At 51.0% G+C, this 1,369-nt stretch carries 1 protein-coding gene and 2 pseudogenes; all 3 read left to right on the top strand.

What is annotated here, in order from left to right:
• Positions 1-377: pseudogene (locus tag AA74_RS0120065) on the top strand (hypothetical protein); the annotation flags it as partial.
• Between the two features lie 107 nt (positions 378-484).
• Positions 485-718: a hypothetical protein gene (locus AA74_RS0120060; RefSeq protein WP_025913139.1), complete on the top strand. Its 234-nt coding sequence runs from the start codon at positions 485-487 to the stop codon at positions 716-718.
• A 62-nt stretch (positions 719-780) separates the two neighbouring features.
• Positions 781-1,369, top strand: a pseudogene (locus AA74_RS0120055) (phage tail protein); the annotation flags it as partial.

Genomic DNA, 1,369 nt, shown 5'->3' with positions numbered 1-1,369 from the left:
CAAAGCCAGACTACGGGCTGGCCGTCTGGGATGCGTCAGGGACGCTTATTTTGACAAACGAAACGCGCACACTCAGTGATGTGGTAACCCTCGGTACTGCCGGGATAGATGCAAGTTCAGGCTATAACATCAATACCACGCTGGCGGGGAAATGGGCCTGTATGCCTGCCATGCTTGGTTTGATTACTGGAGTGATATCGGCTGGCGGCCAGCCGCAGCCCTACTCGGCGATATACAAGAGCATGGCGAAACTTGAGGGAGGCAACACGCGAATATTCGCCAGACCACAAACAACGCCCGGCGGAAGCCTTCAGAACGTCGCGTATTCAAATCTGAGAAACGTGATTATGGCCATCAACTGCGTCAACTACGATTGATCGTTTTCGGCGATCAATTATGTGTTATTGATCTACAAAATCAATTATATCCCTTTGATTCATCTTGTTATTGTTTAGCTTCGTTAATACCCTGGGATATAACCACGATGAAAAACATGATTCTTTGCCTGGCGGTGGCTGTATTGCTCTCCGGTTGCGCTGGCGTTCTTCAGAAGCAGCAACCCATATGTACCGGAAAGGCCCTGATCGGCGGACAGGAAAACATCGTCCAGATTTACGGAGTACGCAAGCAAAGTAACCAGACCCAGTACCGCGCCGGTTACCCATTTAACTGGTCATGGGTCAGCGCAAACACGTTCAGTAGTACCACCTGCCATTAACTCAAACATTTTTGAATAAACCTCGCTCTGGCGGGGTTTTTTATTGCCCGAAAGGAGCGCATATGTCTGCAGGAACTATCACCCTGACAAATGGGTCCGCTATTGTTGGCGGTACCGGAACCTCATTCGCAACCGAACTCGCCGCAGGTGACTTTATTGTCTCCACTGTGGGTGGCGTTGATTATACGCTGCCCGTTAAATCGGTTGAGAGTAATGCGCAACTTACGCTGGTCAGCAACTTTACCGGGCCTACTCAGGCCGGCGCGGCCTGGTCAGCTGTTCCCCGCGTTGCGCTGAACATGGTAACTGCTGCGCTGGTGGCACAAAGTGCAGAAGCGCTGCGTGGACTGAATTACGACAAACAGAACTGGCAAAGTATTTTTTCTGGAAACGGTAATGTAACAGTAACTTTGCCGGATGGGACGAAATGGACGGGACCAGCATGGAATAGCATTACCACTACTCTCTCAGGCAAGGCGGCAAAAGGTGCAAACGATGACATTACCTCGCTAAGCGGGCTGACTACAGCGCTAAGTATTTCACAGGGAGGGACTGGTGATAAGACTGCCGCTGGCGCTCGCACAAACCTCGGTCTGGGAACTTCTGCAACGAAAAACACAGGAAAAACGAGCAATGATGTCATGCAGCCCG

Origin of the sequence: Enterobacter sp. 5-4 (assembly GCF_000612205.1) — a bacterium.
Classification (GTDB): Bacteria; Pseudomonadota; Gammaproteobacteria; order Enterobacterales; family Enterobacteriaceae; genus Enterobacter; species Enterobacter roggenkampii.
This window is presented reverse-complemented; position numbering and strand designations above follow the sequence as displayed.